This is a genomic window from Thermasporomyces composti, assembly GCF_003386795.1.
Lineage (GTDB): Bacteria > Actinomycetota > Actinomycetes > Propionibacteriales > Actinopolymorphaceae > Thermasporomyces > Thermasporomyces composti.
Genome location: NZ_QTUC01000001.1, coordinates 1821836 through 1839368 on the forward strand (window position 1 = coordinate 1821836; position 17533 = coordinate 1839368).

20 protein-coding genes, 1 tRNA gene and 1 pseudogene are annotated in these 17533 nt (G+C 65.6%); 11 read left to right on the plus strand and 11 right to left on the minus strand.

Annotated elements, in window-relative coordinates; translation table 11 throughout:
- Positions 1-217: 217 nt before the first annotated feature.
- Entirely contained in the window at positions 218-766 is a 549-nt protein-coding gene (locus DFJ64_RS07965; protein WP_115849884.1) for an ATP-binding protein, read from the minus strand.
- Positions 767-871: 105 nt separating this feature from the next.
- Positions 872-1453 carry a YdcF family protein gene (locus tag DFJ64_RS07970; protein ID WP_245941008.1) on the minus strand — a complete coding sequence of 194 codons (582 nt, stop codon included), beginning with the start codon at positions 1451-1453 and terminating at the stop codon, positions 872-874.
- Here DFJ64_RS07970 and DFJ64_RS20200 point away from each other — a divergent pair.
- The 4 genes from DFJ64_RS20200 to crcB all read left to right on the plus strand — a co-directional run bounded on the left by DFJ64_RS20200 (position 1365) and on the right by crcB (position 2972).
- Positions 1365-1736 carry an NUDIX domain-containing protein gene (locus tag DFJ64_RS20200; RefSeq protein ID WP_170152545.1) on the plus strand — a complete coding sequence of 124 codons (372 nt, stop codon included), beginning with the start codon at positions 1365-1367 and terminating at the stop codon, positions 1734-1736. The genes DFJ64_RS07970 and DFJ64_RS20200 overlap by 89 nt on opposite strands.
- 62 nt (positions 1737-1798) lie before the next feature.
- Positions 1799-2269: a fluoride efflux transporter FluC gene (locus DFJ64_RS07975; protein WP_115849885.1), complete on the plus strand. Its 471-nt coding sequence runs from the start codon at positions 1799-1801 to the stop codon at positions 2267-2269.
- Entirely contained in the window at positions 2266-2613 is a 348-nt protein-coding gene (locus tag DFJ64_RS07980; RefSeq protein ID WP_115849886.1) for a DUF190 domain-containing protein, read from the plus strand. The genes DFJ64_RS07975 and DFJ64_RS07980 overlap by 4 nt, the downstream gene beginning before the upstream one ends.
- Positions 2610-2972: a fluoride efflux transporter CrcB gene (gene crcB, locus DFJ64_RS07985; protein WP_115849887.1), complete on the plus strand. Its 363-nt coding sequence runs from the start codon at positions 2610-2612 to the stop codon at positions 2970-2972. The genes DFJ64_RS07980 and crcB overlap by 4 nt, the downstream gene beginning before the upstream one ends.
- A gap of 40 nt (positions 2973-3012) precedes the next feature.
- Here the strand turns inward: crcB and DFJ64_RS07990 are convergent, their stop codons facing one another.
- Together DFJ64_RS07990 and DFJ64_RS08000 are read right to left on the minus strand one after the other, a co-directional pair.
- Complete coding sequence (locus DFJ64_RS07990) at positions 3013-3936, minus strand: malate dehydrogenase (RefSeq protein ID WP_245941009.1); 924 nt, start codon at positions 3934-3936, stop codon at positions 3013-3015.
- A 581-nt stretch (positions 3937-4517) separates the two neighbouring features.
- Positions 4518-4787 carry a hypothetical protein gene (locus DFJ64_RS08000; RefSeq protein ID WP_147304637.1) on the minus strand — a complete coding sequence of 90 codons (270 nt, stop codon included), beginning with the start codon at positions 4785-4787 and terminating at the stop codon, positions 4518-4520.
- 222 nt (positions 4788-5009) lie between these two features.
- Between DFJ64_RS08000 and DFJ64_RS08005 the strand changes: the two genes are divergently transcribed.
- Positions 5010-5624, plus strand: coding sequence for a phage holin family protein (locus tag DFJ64_RS08005; protein ID WP_147304638.1), 615 nt, complete (start codon positions 5010-5012; stop codon positions 5622-5624).
- Here DFJ64_RS08005 and DFJ64_RS19210 read toward each other — a convergent pair.
- Together DFJ64_RS19210 and DFJ64_RS08020 are read right to left on the minus strand one after the other, a co-directional pair.
- Positions 5535-6173 (minus strand): DUF6518 family protein, encoded by a 639-nt coding sequence (locus DFJ64_RS19210; RefSeq protein ID WP_147304639.1) that lies wholly within the window; start codon positions 6171-6173, stop codon positions 5535-5537. The genes DFJ64_RS08005 and DFJ64_RS19210 overlap by 90 nt on opposite strands.
- Positions 6174-6967: 794 nt before the next feature.
- Positions 6968-7441, minus strand: coding sequence for a YbaB/EbfC family nucleoid-associated protein (locus DFJ64_RS08020; RefSeq protein WP_115849892.1), 474 nt, complete (start codon positions 7439-7441; stop codon positions 6968-6970).
- 125 nt (positions 7442-7566) lie between these two features.
- Here DFJ64_RS08020 and DFJ64_RS19215 point away from each other — a divergent pair, with 125 nt between their 5' ends.
- The 4 genes from DFJ64_RS19215 to DFJ64_RS08035 all read left to right on the plus strand — a co-directional run bounded on the left by DFJ64_RS19215 (position 7567) and on the right by DFJ64_RS08035 (position 11610).
- Positions 7567-7878 (plus strand): hypothetical protein, encoded by a 312-nt coding sequence (locus DFJ64_RS19215; RefSeq protein WP_147304640.1) that lies wholly within the window; start codon positions 7567-7569, stop codon positions 7876-7878.
- A 10-nt stretch (positions 7879-7888) separates the two neighbouring features.
- Positions 7889-8584 carry a WXG100 family type VII secretion target gene (locus DFJ64_RS08025; protein WP_115849893.1) on the plus strand — a complete coding sequence of 232 codons (696 nt, stop codon included), beginning with the start codon at positions 7889-7891 and terminating at the stop codon, positions 8582-8584.
- A gap of 2157 nt (positions 8585-10741) precedes the next feature.
- Positions 10742-10924, plus strand: a complete 183-nt coding sequence (locus DFJ64_RS08030; protein WP_115849894.1) for a hypothetical protein — start codon at positions 10742-10744, stop codon at positions 10922-10924.
- 158 nt (positions 10925-11082) lie between these two features.
- On the plus strand, positions 11083-11610 hold the full coding sequence (locus tag DFJ64_RS08035; protein WP_170152546.1) for a phosphotransferase family protein: 528 nt from the start codon (positions 11083-11085) through the stop codon (positions 11608-11610).
- 1006 nt (positions 11611-12616) lie between these two features.
- Here DFJ64_RS08035 and DFJ64_RS08040 read toward each other — a convergent pair.
- The 4 genes from DFJ64_RS08040 to DFJ64_RS08055 all read right to left on the minus strand — a co-directional run bounded on the left by DFJ64_RS08040 (position 12617) and on the right by DFJ64_RS08055 (position 16267).
- A complete protein-coding gene (locus tag DFJ64_RS08040; protein ID WP_115849896.1) occupies positions 12617-13555 on the minus strand; it encodes a HEPN domain-containing protein in 939 nt (312 codons plus the stop codon).
- A 501-nt stretch (positions 13556-14056) separates the two neighbouring features.
- Positions 14057-14767 carry an HAD family hydrolase gene (locus DFJ64_RS08045; RefSeq protein ID WP_147304641.1) on the minus strand — a complete coding sequence of 237 codons (711 nt, stop codon included), beginning with the start codon at positions 14765-14767 and terminating at the stop codon, positions 14057-14059.
- Positions 14764-15606: a GntR family transcriptional regulator gene (locus DFJ64_RS08050; protein WP_115849898.1), complete on the minus strand. Its 843-nt coding sequence runs from the start codon at positions 15604-15606 to the stop codon at positions 14764-14766. The genes DFJ64_RS08045 and DFJ64_RS08050 overlap by 4 nt, the downstream gene beginning before the upstream one ends.
- A 211-nt stretch (positions 15607-15817) precedes the next feature.
- Complete coding sequence (locus tag DFJ64_RS08055; RefSeq protein ID WP_115851915.1) at positions 15818-16267, minus strand: NUDIX hydrolase; 450 nt, start codon at positions 16265-16267, stop codon at positions 15818-15820.
- Between the two features lie 151 nt (positions 16268-16418).
- On the opposite strand from DFJ64_RS08055, the pseudogene DFJ64_RS19860 reads away from it, so the two are divergent.
- Positions 16419-16622 (plus strand): annotated as a pseudogene (locus DFJ64_RS19860) (GntR family transcriptional regulator); the annotation flags it as partial.
- Positions 16623-16834: 212 nt separating this feature from the next.
- A complete protein-coding gene (locus tag DFJ64_RS08065) occupies positions 16835-17344 on the plus strand; it encodes a tyrosine-type recombinase/integrase (RefSeq protein WP_115849900.1) in 510 nt (169 codons plus the stop codon).
- A gap of 99 nt (positions 17345-17443) precedes the next feature.
- Here the strand turns inward: DFJ64_RS08065 and DFJ64_RS08070 are convergent.
- Positions 17444-17519, minus strand: a tRNA-Arg gene (locus tag DFJ64_RS08070).
- Positions 17520-17533: the final 14 nt, after the last annotated feature.

A 17533-nucleotide genomic window follows, 5' to 3' on the forward strand; every position in this document is an offset into this window, starting at 1 on the left:
TGCGCCCCTCGCATCGCGACACGTGAGAACGAGTGTTATAGAGAACAACACCGATATCTCATGATTGCAGCCAGATTCATTGCAGCTCGGAGGATCACATGGCTGCGCGTGAATCAGGCATGGGCGTGGCGGTACTTGATGGGCCCGCCGCTACTGCGGCTGATCGCCCAGCACGACGCGGAACTGAGTCGGCGACGCGTGCGATCAGGGTGGAGCTTCAAAGAAGAGTTGCCGGCCAACCACCTGCTCGTGCTCTGACGAGCTTCGCCACGTCAGCGATGCCGCGGTCGTCGGTCTCGACCCAGAAGTTCGTGACATCGTTCTCGGCCAGCGCCCGAGAGAGGTAGACCGCGCGCTCGTAGAGCTTCTCGATCTCCTCACCTCGTTCACGCCCGCGCGTGACGATCCGCCGTCGCAGCTCATCGTGCCGGGCGGTCAGGCGGCACAGTGTGGGCACCGCACCCGGGATCGCGTCCACGTAGGCGGCGAAGCGATCCCGGTTCTCGATCTCGCCGGCGGCGATGAGACAGCGTGCGCCGGCGTCTCGATAGTTCCGCCACATCGCTTCAAGGTTGCGCGCCTTGAGCCTCTCGTTTGTAGGGGTCGTCCTCTGGGCTGGCCAGCACACGCCGATGAGGTCGGGGTCGACGAGGGCCGCTCGATGCCCCTCGTCGACGACCTGGTCGAAGATCTCCCATCCGACCGTTGTCTTTCCGACGCCCGGCGGGCCGGAGATCAGCAGGAACGGCACGGGATCAACGGCCATGGTCGGCGAGCCCAGCCGTCCGCGGGTACTCCGACCACGCCGTTTCGGTCGAACGCTGAAAGCCTGGCTGCGCCGTCAGACGCCAGAGCGCCGGCGGCTTGTGCGCTAGGCCTGTGCGGCGAGGTTCTTCGTGCTCTTGGCCAAGTCCAGCAACCCGTGGACGGCGAACAGCGGCTTGAGCGGCGCCCACTCGCCGACCCGGTAGTCCGCGGACCGGACCAGTCGTGCGGCGAGGTCCGGCCGTTGCCGCCACAAGTACAGGCGTCCCTTCTCGGCGTGCAGCGGGTTCGAAACGATCTTGATGCGGTCGACGTCCTCGAGGTAGGGGATGACGTCCTGGATGTTCTCCCACGTCGACCGTGACTCCTCCTCGCGGATGACCTGGCCGCCGTACCCGCGCTCCTCGGTCGCGTACCGCGCCATCACCGCCGCCTCATGCGGACCACCGCAGAAGATCAGACGCGAGCACGGCGCGGTGGGATCGATCGAGCGCAGCCCCGCCCGGACCCGCCAGCGGTTCAGCGCGTTCGCCCGGTCGCTTCGTGGGTTGCGGTAGCCGAGGACGACGACAGCCTCGGAGCCGCCACGATCGGGACCCGTGAGACGGCGAGACGACCGCCAGTGGACGATCTCCGCCCACACGATCACCGCGATCACGAGACCCGCGGCCACGAGCACCCAGGTCACCCTTCCTCCTTGCCCGCCGCCACAGACGCAGGGCCCCTGGAGTATCCCCTGGGGGTTCGCCGGAACCGACGAGACACCGGACGCCGCCGCTCGACAGGAGTGTCTGGAGGAAGCCGGCGTGCGCGGGACGATCGATGGTCTGCTCAGCGTCCAGGCGCTTCCCGGAACGCATCCGCTGACGTTCGTCCACCCACACCCGGCACGGAGCGCTAGGCTACGGCTGGCCCCTGAGCTCGAGGAGCCGCGGCGGTGGGGCCCGCCGCTCCCGGTCCATCCGGGATAACCGCGACGTCTGTCGCCAACGGTCCCTACCAGTCGTCCACGCTGCCGCTGGTAGGAGGCCCTATGCCCGACCCGAACCCCTCTGCCGTCACCGGTGACGACCTGCGTGCGACCCGCCGCGCACGCTGGCGGCAGGTTCTACCGGTGCTGGGAGCGATCTCGGTGGGCGGCGTGCTCGGCTCGCTGAGCCGCTACGGCGTCTCGGTGGCCATGCCGCACGAGCCCAGGGACTTCGCATGGGCGACGTTCGGGGTCAACGTCATCGGATGCCTTCTCATGGGCGTGTTGATGGCGCTCCTCGAATACGCCCGCCCCGGTCACCCGCTGCTGCGCCCTTTCCTGGGCATCGGCGTGCTCGGCGGGTTCACGACGTTCTCGACGTACGTCGTCGACACCCTTCGCACGTCGGCTGAGGCCCCGGGAACTGGCTTGGCCTACCTGCTCGGCACCCCACTCGCGGCGCTGGTCGCGGTGTGGATCGGTGCCACGCTCACCCGTACGACGATCCTTCGACGACGCCGGGAGCCGACATGAAGCTGGAAGGTCGCGCCCTCAAGCTGACGGTCTTCGTCCGTGAGACAGACCAGTGGCACCACAGGCCGCTCTACCAGGAGATCATCCGCCGGGCCCACCACGCGGGTCTGGCTGGCGCCTCGGCGTTCCGTGGGGTCGAGGGCTACGGCGCCTCGAACCACATCCACACCACGCGGATCCTCAGCCTGAGCGAGGACCTCCCGATGATGGTCGTCATCGTCGACGAGGAGGACCGCGTGCGCAGCTTCCTCCCCCAGCTCGACGAGCTGGTCAGTGACGGCCTGGTCATCGTCGAGCCGGTCGACGTGATCCGCTATGGCGCTGGCGGCGTGGAGCCGCGATGACCGTCCTGCTGCTCGCGGTCGGCGCCGCGATCGGCGCCCCGCTGCGTTACCTCGTCGACCAGCTGGTCCGGACGCGCCACGACTCGGTGTTCCCGTGGGGCACCTTCGCGGTCAACGTCACCGGCTCGTTCATCCTCGGCTTGGTGGCTGGACTGCCCGCGCCGACGGGCGTCACCGCGTTGATCGGCGTCGGCTTCTGCGGAGCGTTCACCACCTACTCGACGTTCGGCTACGAGACGCTCCGGCTCCTCCAGGACGGCGCACGGCTCTACGCCGTCCTCAACGCGGCGGCCAGCGTCGCGGCGGGACTCGGCGCCGGTTCCATCGGCCTGACCCTCGCCCGCGCCCTCCACGGCTGACGAGTCAGGCGCTCACCCTCGCCGGGTGACGACCCGACGGTCAGCTCCGCGACAGCAGGTGAGCGACGAGAGCGCCTTCCAGCTCCAGCTCCTCCGTCGTCGTGCGCAGCCTGACCCGCGCCTCCTCGTCGTGTTCGAGCCCCTCGACGACGTGCCAGCTCGTGCCGTCCGACGCGATCGGGAAGCTGAACGACAGCCCTTCGGGCACGCCGTACTCGCCGTGGCTCAGGACCGCCATCGACGTCCAGTCGCCAGGAGGTGTGCCGAAGGCCAGCGCTCGGACCGAGTCGACGACCGCGTTCGCCGCGGACGCGCCCGAGGACTTGCCGCGGGCCGCGATGATCTCGGCGCCGCGCTTCTGCACCTTCTCGACGAACTCGCCGCGCAGCCACGGGTCGTCGTCGATGACCTCAGGAGCGGGCCGGCCGCCGATGCGGGCGTTGAACGGGTCGGGGTACTGGGTCGCGGAGTGGTTGCCCCAGATGGCGACGTTGCTGACCTGTCCCACCGGCACACCGGCCTTCTGGGCGAGCTGCGCCTTCGCGCGGTTCTCGTCCAGCCGGGTCATCGCGAACCAGCGGTCGTCGGGGATGTCGGGCGCGTGAGCGCGGGCGATCAGACAGTTGGTGTTGCACGGGTTGCCGACCACGAGGACGCGAACGTCGTCGGCCGCGTGCGCGGCCAGCGCCTCACCGATCGGCCGGAAGATTCCCGCGTTGGCACTCAGCAGGTCACCGCGCTCCATGCCCTGCTTCCGCGGCGTCGCCCCGAGGAGCAGCGCCCACGAGCAGCCGTCGAGAGCCACGTCGCGGTCCGACGTGTAGACGACGTCCGCGAGCAGGGGGAAGGCGCAGTCCTCCAGCTCCATCACCACGCCCTCGAGCGCCGCCATGGCCGGCTCGATCTCGAGCAGCCGGGGTACCACCGGCGTCGGGACCGTGCTCGCCTCCGCGGCAGCCGCCACAGCAGGCCTGCTCGCGCTACCTGTCTACGAGATCTACAAAGTCGGCGCACGACCGCACCGGCTGCCCGGGCCCGACCTCCTCGCACACGTGGACCTGCCCGTCGCCGTCATACCGCACTACGACAACGCCGAGGGCGGAACGCACGACACCCGCTACTGCTACCTCGGTGAACGCCGCCTGTCCCAGCTCGAGCGTCAACTCCCCGAGGAGGCGGCTGTCCTCGGCATCGACGATGCATACCGGGGCGATCTTCGACCTCTCCGCCGCAACTGTGGAGATCCGCGGCCGTGGGGGCCTCACCATCCGACGCCATGGACACAGCACCTTCACGCCTGCCGGCACAGCCCTCTCCGTCGCCGATCTCCGCGAGCTTGTCCGGACGGGAAAGCCCTCGCGTCGACGGACGACGTCCCATGACGCAGCAGCGGCTCCACGACATGGGCTCCCGACCGAGCGACCCGCAACCTTGACCGAGCTGACGGCTACGTACGAGCGTGCTTTCGCGATGGCGGAGCAGCAGCGCGACACCGCTGCGATGATCAGGGCGATCCTCGACTTGGAAACCGCGATCCGCGAATGGTCAAGTGACACGGAGGAAGATGACGGCACGGCCGAATCGGCCGAAGTGCTCCACAGTCTCATCGTGCGCCTTGGCGACCTGGCCGCGCGTGGACTGCGGGACCCTCGAGACGTGTTCGCCCCCATCGTCGAGCCTCTCGCCTTGCGCACGTCCCTGCGCCAGGAGCGCGCCTATGCCCTCGCCGACCGCATCCGCTCCGCCCTGAACTCGGGCGGCGTCGTCGTAGAAGACACGCGCACCGAAACGCGGTGGACCCTCGCGTTCGCCCACCACGGATCACCATGGCCGTCGTCGGGGCGGAGTCATCCGACACCAGGGCCCTTCTCGAGTGGCTGGGGGTCTGGTTCACCTGTCGGGCCCGCAGCCTCGCTTCGCGCCGCCGACGCAACGATCGCAGGTAAGCTGCTTGTCTTCCATCTCCGCCGCGTGAGGAGAACATCTCCTCGCCCGAGCACGCCCGATGCCTACCGAGGTGGACGTCTGGGAGTCACGATGACATCGTCTGGGCCTCACCAAGGTGAGGAGCGGTTCCATACGACGACGGCGCCGAACTCAGTGACGCCGAGCCAGATCGGTACCGCCCTCTTCCTGGCCGTGACGAGCGTCGTGGTCCTCGTCAACGCCGTCTGGCTTCCCTTCGCCAGCGACCGTGGGGAACGTGCGCTCTTCGTCATCGTCGGCGGGTTCTGGGCGGTGGTCAGCGCGTTGTTCCTGCGTTGGCTTCGCCGGGTCGAGCGCTACGAGCTCACCGTCGACGCGGACGGCATCAGCGTGACGGGAGGTAGGACGTCGAGGTCGTGGCGGTGGGACGAGGTTCGAGCGCTCGCCGTCGTCAGCGGTGGTCACAGTCGCATGCTCACGATCGAGGACGACAGAGCACACACTGCTGACCACCTCGCGCCGCGGTCCGCTGGCCTCTTCCGTGCGCTCACGCGGCTTTCCCCGCTCGCCGTGAACGTTCCGCTGGAGAATCTCACCGCCGACGAGCACGAGATCCTCGACGCGATCCGCAGGTTCTCACAGGGTCGGTTCCCTGGGCCGGAACGGCGCGGACTCCGACTCCCGGGACGCGCGTTGCCGCCGCTGGACGGAAAGGAAGCGGGTTAAGACGACAGCGGCGGCCACCGCGCCGGTCGCCCACACGATCACCCGCGTCGTGGTCGACACGACCTGTCCACCGGTCTGCGGGGGTAGCCAGATCATCTGGACACTCGCGCCGACCGGAACCGTCAGCGCCGCGAGAAGACCAACCACCCCAGGTCGCCTCATGCTGGCTCCTATGGCGCCGAGGGGAGGCCCGAGAATCACGCTCGCGATCCACCACACCACGAGCTCGACATGGACGAACGGCTCCGCCCGGAGCACGGAATCCAAGCCGAAGTATCCCGCCGTGGCCGCGATGAGCGCGAGGGCGCCGGCGAACGCTCCTCGGGTCCGTGTCCGCACCAGCCAGCCCGCGGCCACCGCGAGCGCCGCCCATGACCAGCCGACGTCGAGCAGCTGGCTGACGACCTTGAGAGCCGGCGCCCAGCCGGTGTCGGCGATACGGCTGCCGAGCACTCCGTACTGGGAGGACACGTCGTTGACGAACGAGGTGACCGTGCCATAGCCGGCCCCGAGCACAACGGCGCCGAACGCCCAACGCGCGCTCCTCATGCCGCCACCATAGGACGTTTCGCCGACCGGTCACGTCCACCGACGGCAGGTCTGACCACGAGCGACCGTGACATCGAACAGTAGGCACAGATGCTTCGCCATTACGACCGCTCGAGGAACTCCTGGGCGAAGGCGAGCGAAAGGTCCCCGATGGTCTGCAGTCCTTGGACCTTCCCCATCCAGTCGGCTGGAGGGCCTCAGTGCCGTACTGAGCGCCGACGGGGTTACCGCAGATGGAGCCGGTGGAGTCGCTGCCGTCGGAGCGGTTGACCGCGACCAAAGGTCGGGAGCCCGCTCGTCCTCGTTGTAGGCGATAGCCGCGTAGACGCCAATGGTGAACGCCTTCCTCCGCCACCCATCCGAAACCCTCCGGACCCGCTCCGGCGTCGGTCGCCCCGAACTCGCGACCAAGAACCCGGCAGGCCGGAGCGACCCGCTAGGCAGCGCACTGTGGCTTGAGCGCCGCCCACTGACCGGCCCCGTAGTCAGCTGACCGGACCAGTCGTACGGCGAGGTCCGGCCGCTGGCGCCACAGGTACAGGCGCCCCGCCGTCTGGTTCAGCGCTTCTCTCGAGGACCCGTCTGTCCGCTCGTGCCGCAGCAACGTGAGGAGTTGGTGGCGAAGCAGACCGGCGCCGGCGACGAGCCGACCAGATCGTCACGGTAGAGAACGACCGGGACGATGCCGAACAGACGGACGCTTTCGAGAACAGCATGCGGCGCCACGGACGGTGCGAGGAGGCTGAAAGAACAGCCTCCTCAGAGACCCCCTGACTTGCTGCAACGATCCAGTCTCACCGACGCAACCTACGCCACTCTGGATTGGGGCGAAGACGCTCCAGTTCAGCCACCGCCCGTTCAAGTTGGTTCCGCATCTGCTGCTGCATGTTCTGGAGGGCGCCAGCAAGCGAACCATGCTCAGCGGTAAGTGCCTGGTTAAGCTTGCGAAGCTCTTCAACCGGTCCTCCACTCTCCGCGATCCTTGCGGCCAGGTCGTCGTGGGCACGATTCAACGCTTCCTTTACAAGCTCAGCGAGCTCCTCCGACGACCTCCGCATCGCCCTGGGATCGATGGAGACCTCTCGCACCCTCCCCCCAGGTCCTAGGCGCACCTTGACGAGCCCGTCCTCCGCCTCACCGTCGCCGGTCACATCCTCCAATCCACGGAGGCTTTCTCCGACGCGCTCGAGGCTCTCACGGGCTTGCTCGTTGATCCGATTGAGGTACTCGTCTGCGTCGTACATCACCAGATCCTCCCGTGCAGACATCCGGCTAACACCGTACCTACCTCGGAGCGGCGATCGTAGTTATCCACAGGCCGATGACGCTACGTTGCTCGGCCGCCCTTTCGTTGCTACCGTCTGTGCTCAAGCCTGATCCGCGAGGAGGAGCCATGGGGGAAACGACACAAGTCGATCTCTCGACTCTGCGCGACTTCGCCTCCGGCCCGCTAACCACGACAATCAACAAACTCCGAGAAGCCGCCACAAAGCTTGACGGCGCCACACCTAATGCGTCCGATTACCCGCCCGTCGCACAGGACGCCGCTCGCGCACAGCATAACGCGACGATTCAAAGTGCCGATACCTTTGTCGAAGCGATGCGGACGACCGCACAGATTCTCGAGCGACTGAAGATTGCCATCCTGAACTACGCGCAAACCGAGGAAACCAATACCCAGCTCCCCACCAATATCGAAATCTAGGACTGAAGCTATGGCTCGCCTGACGTCGACCGTAAACATCAACCTCGGCGGAGCACTCGAAGCGCTAAGCTTTTTCGGCATCCCCAATCCAGTCGATTGGCTAAGTGACGCCGACGGCGACCCAGAGGCCATTCAGCAGCGGACAACTGCCTTCATCGAGGCCGCTCAAACAATGTCTGACTGCGCTGATGAGCTCAAGGCGGGGCAGCAGAACTTGAGTTGGTCCGGCTCAGCTGCAGATGTTTTTGGTGACATACTGGGAGCCATCTGGGAGGGCTTCAAGGCCTGCGTAGAGTTCATTCTTTGGATCCCAGAAATCGTTCTTCAGATCGTCGACTGGATCCTCGACCTGTTCCGATGGGTTCTAAACCTCGTGATTCTCGTCTGCACAACGATCTGTGCGATCTACGTCGCACTCTGTGCAGTCATAGCTGCCTTGTCAGCAACCGGCGTCGGTACTGCCGGAATTCCCGCTGCCATTACCGAGGCCTGGACCGCCGCCTGGGCGGCAACCAAGGCCGGTTGGGTCGGCACCCTCGGGTGCTACGCCTTGATTGCCACAGTACTCGCTGCTGCCATCCGCCTTCTCGACTGGGTAGTCGACAAACTCGTCGAGCTCCTCAACGACTGGCGCGAAGGGCTCGGTGACCGCCTTCCCACGGTACCCGACTGGGAGCCCGGAGTCCCACCAGCGTTCCCCGTCTGAGGATCGTTATGACGTCGCCCAACCCCTTACGCGCCCGGAGGGCGGTTCCACAGCCGCGACAGCAACGGACATGACGCCATCTGAAGATTCTCGGGACGGACGTTTCCCGGACCGGCACAAATACGAGTCTACGGATCGCGCGGGAAGGCTATAGAGGGAGAGTACTGTGTCCTCGGGTGAAATCTTTACCACCCAGACGAAAGTTCGGGTGCCGGCCGCAGCGACCGTGATCGTTGCCTTAGCTTCCTTGGTCTGTGCGATCGCGGTGCTTGTCAACCTCGTCCAGTCGTTTACTGGAAGCGCCTCGACAACGCGAACTGTATGGACTTATACCTTCCTCTTTGCGAGCGTGGTCGGTGTCGTGATCCTCGGCCGACTACGTGCATTCGAAGACCGCCGCTTGATAATCGATACGAGCGGCATGACTGTTGTCGATCGGCGAGGAAGCCGCAGTTTTCCTTGGACAACGCTTGGTAGCGTCGCCATCCTGCATGGGGGGAGGTTGTCCGGAAGGTCACTCGTCATCGAAGGACCGCAGTCCGTGCAGGCCGCCCTGCGGCGTAGCCGGCTTTCTAGGGCGACACGACGCGTCTCCGGCGTACTACCCTTCGCAGTCGTCATTCCATTGCGAAACCTCGACGCCGATGAGGCCGCCATTGTTGAGGCTATCCGAAGGTTTTCTGCAGGCCGATTTCCGGACCCAGACCGTTACCTGACGCGACGGCGCTATCCGACTCTGTAAGATGGACAAGCAGCCGTCTCACCTAGGCGCGCTGGAAAGCAAACGCCTTCGGCTAAGAAGAAGTCCACGAAGGAGCGAGCAGCACGCATTGGAGGACAGCGGTTCCGGCGTCGATCGAAGGGGACAAAGAGTGCCCGGTCACGTTGGTGGCTAACGGCGTCGACCAGCTGGAAAGTGGGTTGGACGGTCTGATCACCGTGCAACGCGACGGTGGCTTAGATAGCTCATATGAGGATCGGCATCCATCCCGGTTTTTGGCTTGGCCGCGGACGGTCGGCTGCAATTGGACGCGTCCAGCCGCCGCAGACTTCTAGGTGGGATCCCGTCTAGGTGTGATCCTCGGCAAATCGGCACGGAGCAACGTCGAACCCACCGTGGTGCCTCATCCACGCCATGGCGAACCGTTCGACGAATGGCGTGTGGTACCACACGCGCACCCACCTGGACATGCGGTCGAGGCGCGGGACCGCCCCGTTGGGGGGAACCTAGTTCCAGCCGGGACGCGTGCCTTTCGGGGGGTCCAGCCGCCCGAGGAAGGCACGTACGTGGCACGTTCTCTCCGCTCACTGTCCGCCATCGCTCGCATGAACTTTCAGACGTTCGGGTACCTTCCGTGGGCTCATCGGTCTTCTTCCTCGTCGGAATCTTCCTCTGGTTCAGTCGAGCCCAGCCAACGTCGATTCGACAAGCGTTAGCACGAATGGGAGAAGGACGTGCCGTACCAGCGCACCGGGGCGATCACGACGTCGTTGACGTTAGGCGCGTCGGCGATGACTCTCTCGACGCTGCTCCGCCTGGACCGGAACGGCTGACGCGAACACCCTCCGCGTTACGGGGAGCCGGGATACCGGCGTCGTCTCGGAGTGTGAAGACGAAGCCTCTGGTGAGGAAGTCCTCGTAGAAGGCGCTCGCCTGCGCGGAGGCTGTGGACATGTCGACGATCGTGTGGCTCAGTGACCATGCGTCAAGCTCCCGCCGGTGACGGAGGAGGACGTGCCACGCGGCCGTGCTGCGGTGGCCCCTCCTCGAAGCACAGCGGCGTCGATGTTGTCGAGGTTCCAGGCGCTGACTGTCCAGGTCCTTGAATCGGCACGCAGAGTACGGCGGCTCTTCGTCGCCGTGGAAGGGCACGTCCATCCGAAGTCCTTGCAGATCGCTTCGTCGAAGACTGCTCCCACCGTCTCGGTGTCGGGCGGACCGGCCACGCGTAGGACGGAAGCGAGATGCTGACGAGATCGGACCTCCGGAGGTTGCGTCGTACGCCAAGTCGCGGAAGCCGGCAGGACGTGACCGTTCGTCTGGCCTCGAGTGTCGTAAGGCGGAGGTGGTCACGCGCGGATGCTGGGCCCCGCAGACGCTCCTGCGGAGTGCAGGGACGTTGGCAGGCGGTGTGGAGGCTTGGCAAGGGGGTTGACGTGCGTACGTGGACGAGCGAGCTCTTGAAGTCTCGATGGGGTCTGACCGGGGTCCGGTTGCTCGAGCGCCTGCGGACGTACCCGACGCGGTTCGTCGAGCGGGTCGCCAGCGACCAGGGTTGGTTCGCCGTCAAGGTCGATGAGGCGCCCGGAGCAATCGAGGAGGGTTCACTGCAGGTTTAGGCGGCGCTCGTCAAGGCGCTGCCACGTCACGTCCCGGCGATCGTGCCGGATCTGACGGGCGCGCTGCACGTCGTCGACCAGGGCAAGGGTGTCACCGTCTACGAGGACATCAGCGGCGGCCGACCATCGTCGAGCAGAGAGACGTCGAACAGAGACACGTGGTATGGCCTCGGCACCCTCTGGCTCGGATCCATGCCCTCCCACCTGTCCCACAACCCTTCGCGATACCGGTCCAGGCCGCCGCGAACGAACTCGACCAGCACGCCGCTGACTACCCGTTCGCCGACGAGTTCCGCTCCCTCATCCATCGCGTTCGACGGATCAGCGAGTGTCCGGCGGCCACCATCCACGGCGAGATCAACCTGAGCAACGTCGCACAGAGACCCGACGGCGAACTCGTGCTCCTCGACTGGGACGAAGCCGGAACCGGCCCGATCGCGATCGACCTGGGGTACCCGCTGATCTGCGTCTTCTTCGACGAAGATCTCACCTGGCACGCCGACCATGCCGTCGCCTTCTACACCGGCTACACCGAGAGCAGCACCACGCCGATACCGTCACCCGAGCAGATCGTCGACGCAGCCCTCATGCACGCGATGCGGTACCTCCGCTTCGCGACACCACGCGGCGGTGGCTCCGCGTGCCATACGCGCTCAGCCGCGAGGACAGTCTTCTCGAGACGCTGACGCGAGCCATCGGCCGTGGGGCTGCGGGTCGGTGAGTGCTGGGCGTGGGACGCACGGACGGGTTCGAACCTCAGCCCGACATGCGCCCAGTGCGGGACGGTGAGCATCGACGCCGACTCCGTGCGCGTCCTCGGGGAACCACGCCAGACAGCCAGAGGAGCGGCTGCCGACCAGTACCCCGTGGGTAGACGGCGGGCGAGGGCAGCTCAGGGTTGGCCCCAGGCTCGATCACACATCACCGGACGCCGGGACGACGAAGGCCCCGTCCATAGCGGACAGGGCCCCTGACCTGCGACTTGGTGTGTGCTCGACGTGGCGCGCTCGAAGGGATTCGAACCCCCAACCTTCTGATCCGTAGTCGCGGCCGGTACTTCCGAGCGCGTTCGTGGGGGTTCGTGGCCTGCACAGTCGTGGTCGTCGTGGTTCGGGTGTTGCCGCGTTCGTCCACCTTGTTGCGTGCAGAGTTGAGTGCAGGTCTCGGCGGACGGCGGGGTCGCGCGCGAGGCGCAGTCTCGCGAGCGGTCGGGTGGGCTCTGGTCCTCCTGCCGGGTCGGGAGCCTCGTTCGAGCGAGAGGGGAGGAGCCGCCGCATCCTCGACGTGAGCCTCTGGGGTACGGCGCGCGAGATCGGAGGGCTCAGGGGTGGGCATCAGTCCTGATCAAAGCTTTGACCCGGCCCGAGTCAAGTTCCTGAGACAGGCGCACGACCCGCACATTACGAGTCGGTGGCAGTCTGGTCGGAGAGGTGGTCTCCACGCTGGCTTGCAGTCCGCCGCTGTCCGCCAGAGTCCGTGATTGCGTGGCCGTTTGGCTGCTCGTTTGGCTGCTCGTCGATGGCGAGACCATGACAGCGATCGGCACTAGCAAGAGCGACACAATACGAGTGGGTTCTCGCACGCAGGGTCAAACGTCCGGAGGAAGGAGCACAGTGGGTGGGCGGCACTCCCGGCACTGCTCAGGACCCTGGACTAAGAGGCGTGTGCGCAGTGCAATTTTGACTAGTCTAACTAGTAATCAAGGTAATAGTCGCCCTCCTCCTCTTTAGTCGCGGGGCGAAGCTCTATCTCAGTTGGAATGCCTGCTTCCTCGACCAACTCTCGCGTAGGCAACTCCAGTTTGCACACTTGACACGCAAACGAATTTACGCGCAGCTCCCAGAAGACATAAACTCCGTTGAAGTATGGTTCCCCATCGGCAATGTCCCAATCAGGCTCCCCTTCTAGTTCTGAATCGCCTTGAACATATCCAAGCCTCCCACATGCAGGACAGGTAACTGGAGCAGCATCGTCAGTACTTAGACCAGCTGGAACGCCTTCGATCTTTCGCAGCAGGTCCTCATCGACGTCCGAACCAAACCGACTCTCGAATTCGCGTTTCGCAGCTTCGATCCGAACTGCAGCGATGTCCTTAATCGCCAGTCGACGATCGCGCATCATTACAGAGACCTTTGCGCGATACTGTCCCCAGAACGTCGCCGCATCTTTCCCTATGGCTAATACCAAGTGTTCGGCAGTCTGCAACCCGAGAATGAATGCTTTCTCGCCATACCTTGGATTCCACATGGCGGCATGAGCGATGCCGTTGCGGGTATGAATCAGGTCTTTCAAATCATCCTCGGGTTTTCGAAATGGGAAGGTTTCCAGTAGCATTGCTACGCGCTTTAACGCATCCTTCATGCTGATTGTTAATACCAACTCAGCATATTTTTTTCGGTTTACTCCAACTGCATAAAATAGGCTAGTGACATGTTTTGGATCAACAACAAGGCTGAGGCTAATGCTTGCCAAGTATGCCTTCGCTAAGTGTTCGATAGCTACACCGAGATGAAGCAAAGCCATGTCCATCCTTTTGTGCTCCAGGTCCGACAGCGCGCTCTTCATGAATCGCTGGGCCGAAGCGAAAAGGCTTTCCGTGCTCAAGTGCGTAGGTTCTTGATCCATGGCCATAGTTGATCACATACCGCCGGCATGCGCACTAGCTTTCACAAGATCGCTTGTGACTACTCGCGCAGGGACCGAGGGTGGCTCCTCAGCACCGACGCGAGGTTTTGCTGGCGTCCAATCCCCAGCGACGGTGATGGATCAGCTGCTTTGAATAGGGCTTCTCTCCCGTCGGTCGGACAGCTTGTCCGTACCCGGATTCTGCCCGGGCCGCAAGGCCAAGCCGCAAGCGGTCGCCGAGCGAGCCTTGCGGCCCGGGCAGGTTCCGGGTACGCCGCTTGCGGTGGCCGACCGACGGGAGGAGCCCGGGCGGCATCTCTCCCGGAGGGAGGACCGGGGGTGCGGGGGCAGCGCCCCCGCGTTTTGCTTGTTGGCCTCGGCCTAGTCGGTGGTGTGTCCGCTGTCGTGGCCGCGCCGGCCCGGCCGAGGACGGCCCCAGCCGCCCGCAGTGCCGAGGCCGGGCGCGGCGCGCGCCGCGTCAGCGGCGCGCCCTTGATTTGGTAGAGGTCAACTCAGCAGAGGCGAGGCGGCGCGGACCGCTGCCGCGAAGGTTTCCATGGAGTCGACGACCACCTCGGCGCCGGCCTCGGCGAGCTGGCTACGCCGATCGGGCCGTTTGGCGTAGCCGATCGGATGAACCCCGGTAGCCAGGGCGACTTGGATGTCGGTGTCGGAGTCGCCGACCAAGACGCATGCATCCGGCGCGGTCTCGAGGATGCCGAGTGCCCGGTGGACGGGGTCGGGGTGCGGCTTCATCAGGTCCGGCCGGGTGTGGGCTCGCCCAACGATGGCGCGCACGTGGTCGGTGAGTTGATGGTGTTCGAGGTAGGTGCGGATCGCTGCTGGTGAGTTGTTGCTGACGATGACCACCATCCGGCCCGCCGCGTGACAGACGCGTATGGCCTCATGGGCGTGCGGCGTGGGCACTGCCACCGAAGCCGCGGTGATCTCCTCGTCAATGAGGGCCTCTTCGACGGCGGACAGCAAGCGCGGAGCGGCGTGCGCGGTGTAGCGCAGGACGTTGAGCGGATCCGGGTCGTCTGCCAGCTCCTCGCCCACGCTGACACCGTGGTCGGCGAGGACCTCTCGAAGGTGGGAGGCGATGGCGGCGTTACGGCCGCCTGCGAAGATCCCGCAAACCGGGCCGTCGAAGTCCAACAGAACCGGCCCGATCCGCCGCAGCAGACCCGCGAGCTCCCGCACCTCGTCGATACTCATGGCGTCCACTCGCGGGCGATCGTGTTCCACACGCTGTCAAACCAGGTGTGGGCCTGCTCCACGTACTGCTTGCCCATCGTTGTGTCGTCGTCGGCGGCGTGATGGAACAGCACGGCGTCCTTACCCATCGCGTCGTAGATCGGGATTGCTTCACCGCCAACGCTGACGGTGTGCTCAGTGACCGGGTAGAAGCCGAAGAACACTTCCTCGCAGTTGAGGATGTAGAGCTTGAACAGCGGCGTGCCAGTGAAGACGCGCGCTTGTGCCGTGGCCGACTCGACCAAGCCGAGGTCTGCCAGCTCCTGCACCGAATCGATGATCGCGCCTACGTGGCGGCGGGCAATCCTCTCCGAACGCTTCCTGACGCGAGGGTCATCACCCGGCTCGTCACCGGCTCGTGAGGGTATCGCCACCGGCACGGACAGATCCGGAAGCAGGATCCGGATCGCGATCGTCCTCGGTCGCAGCTGACCGGCTCGGATCTTGTCCAACGGCTCCTGAAGCGCTCCGTGCAGTGTCTCCCCGGAAAAGCCGGCGAAATCGATCGACACATGCTGTCGTTCGAACACGGCCTCGACATGAGGGCGCAGCCCAACCGGCCGCTCGGTACGCTCTCGAACATAGACACCACTCCCCTGACGGGAGACGGTCAAGCCCTCGGCCCGCAGCACTCTCAACGCCTGCTGCACGGTCATGCGGGCGACGTTGTAGCGCGCCGCGAGCTCTGCTTGTGACGGCAACTTGTCGCCAGGCTTCAGCTTCCGCGTCAAGATCGCGGCTCGAAGCGCGTCCGCAACCTGCTGGTACGGCGGCCGCGGATCATCGGGGTCCAAGGTCATGCGCGCCAGCGTAGCGGCCTGACTAGCCAACCTAGAACAATCACGCCAAGATCGCTTGACATGGCTAGGCGGCCTAGCTGGCGTTTCGGGCAAGTCCGACATGGCTAGCCAACCTAGGGAGGTTGTAGATGGCAATTGGTGGGCGTCTCCCGGTGCATTCGGTGGATGTGTTCAACTCAGCAGTGCAGAGCCGGCGCCCTACCCCCTAGGCCTAGGCGCCTGTCGGGGTGGTGAGGATGTGTACGCCGTCGTGGGCGCGGATGACCGGGTGATCTGGGTTGGTGAGGGCGTCGAGGAGTCGTACGGCGTACGCCTCGGTCATGCGGTCGCGGATCTGGTCGGGGGTGAGCCAGGCGACGCGGTCGGTTTCTGAGCTGGTCTGCTCGGTGCCGCCGGTGAGGTGGCAGCGGAAGACGAGGGCGACGATGCCGTGGGTCATGTTCTTGTAGACACCGGTCAGGGCGTCGGGTTCGACCTGGAGACCGGTCTCTTCGGCGACCTCGCGGCGTAGTCCGTCGTGGATGGTCTCGCCGAGTTCGAGGACGCCGCCGGGGGGTTCCCAGTGACCGTTGTCGCGGCGGCGGATCGCCAGGGCGCGGCCTTGCTCGTCGATGACGGCGGCGGCGACGCTGACGGAGTGACGCGGCGCGGTAGCGGACATGGAGGACTCCTCGGCGTAGGTTGAGCCTCCTATGGCGACGCTGACGAGCGGCGCCATGTAGCCAGGCATAGGAGGACTCCCCGGCGTAGGGTAATCCCCTGAGTGTACGAACTCCGATAGAGGAGTGCAGGAGGTAGACGTGGCCCAGGGTGTGGACCCGACCAGTGACCGGCCGGTCTACAAGCAGATCGCTGACCTGCTGCGGAGTTCGATCGAGCGGGGCGAGCTGCGGCCTGGTGAGCGGCTCCCGAGTGAGACGGAGCTGATCAAGCGGTTCGGTGTCGCGCAAGGCACGGTCCGGCAGGCGGTCGGGCTGCTCCGCTCGGAGGGTGTCGTGATCGCCGAGCATGGGCGCGGAGTGTTCGTCCGGTCCCGGCCCCGGCTGCGGCGGCTTGCTCACGATCGGTTCGCGCGTCGTCACCGGCAGGCCGGCAAGGCCGCGTACATCGCGGAGTCGGAGGCGGAGAACGTCACCTACGACGTGGACAACATCCGGGTCTTCACCGACAAGGCGTCCGCGGACATCGCCAAGCGGCTGGGCCTGCGCAAGGGTTTCGCTGGTCCGCGATCGATCTCGACGCCGGGACGCTTCGAGTCAAGGACTCACTCCAGCACGTCGGTGGCGAGCTGCGGTTCACCGGCACGAAGACCCACAGGTCGCGGCGGACGATCCCGCTGCCCAAGGTGTGCGTCGACGTCCTGAAACAGCATCGGCAGCGTCAGGCGGCGCACCGGGCCGAAGCGGAGGAGTGGGCGGATCCGGATCTGGTGTTCACCACCGCGCGAGGGACGCCGCTCGAGCCTCAGAACGTCTACCGGCACTTCAAGGCGCTGTGCGCGGCTGCGGGGGTCCGCGCGGTGCGCTTCCACGACCTGCGGCACAGCTGCGCGTCGCTGCTGTTCGAGCTCGGGGTGCCGCTGAGGGTGATCATGGAGATCCTCGGCCACACGCAGATCACCACCACGTCCGAGATCTACACCCACATCCTGCCGACGCAGTACCGGGAGGTCGCCGTTGCGCTCGACGGCTGGTTCACCGGGGCAGACCTTCGCATCGACCCGACGGGGGCCGGATGAGTGCAGATCTGAGTGCAGACGACGTCGCGAAGATCGAAACGGCCCCGTTCCCTCCGAGGGGACGGGGCCTCTGACCTGCGGGTTGGTGTGTGCTGGACGTGGCGCGCTCGGAGGGATTCGAACCCCCAACCTTCTGATCCGTAGTCAGATGCTCTATCCGTTGAGCTACGAGCGCGGGACCGGTTCGTG